The following is a 575-nucleotide window of genomic DNA, read 5'->3' as shown; positions in this document are numbered from 1 at the left end:
GGTAATGCTTCCATTTGAATATATTCTCTTTTTCCATACTGGTCACACACCTTTTTTAAGTAGTAGTACCAGTATGGACACGTTTGAAAGACCATTTTCAAAACGTGTCTTTTTTTGCACCAGAACCTATCGAACAAAATCATAAGATTGTTTCTGATATGAACTGGATAAATAAACAGTTTTATTTTTTTCATTTTATAGAGGGGCTATATATTGGTGATACGCAGTTCCTTGATACTGTCTAAATTGATTATAAAAATCTAATTTTCTTTCTTGTACCCATCTTCCTGGCAAAACTTCCTTTTGCTTCATATAGGTTTGAATGATCCATCCTTGCAAAGAATCTGGACGTATCAGATACTTCTCCCCAATATGAGGCGGTAATGCAACTGGGGCTGGCGCATCCATTGCACCTGGTGGTGCTAATCGGTAATATACGTTTCCGTTTTGTTGAAACATATCTTGTAACTGCAAAAAAGTCGTTCCCATATATAGATATTCATCGTGTGTACTATATATATGTTGCACCTGTCTCTGATCAGCTTGCGCAGCCATACATGGTAGAGAATGTATGG

Annotated in this window: 1 protein-coding gene; it reads right to left on the bottom strand. The window is 36.7% G+C overall.

From position 1 onward, the window contains the following. Positions 1-195: 195 nt before the first annotated feature. The coding region (locus ACQRBL_RS32525) for a hypothetical protein (RefSeq protein ID WP_427736448.1) at positions 196-575 on the bottom strand (380 nt) is incomplete at its 5' end.

The organism is Bacillus sp. AF62 (genome assembly GCF_050312695.1).
GTDB classification, from domain to species: domain Bacteria; phylum Bacillota; class Bacilli; order Bacillales; family Bacillaceae_G; genus Bacillus_A; species Bacillus_A cereus.
Note: the sequence above shows the minus strand (reverse complement) of the source record. Positions and strands in the feature narration are given on the sequence as shown.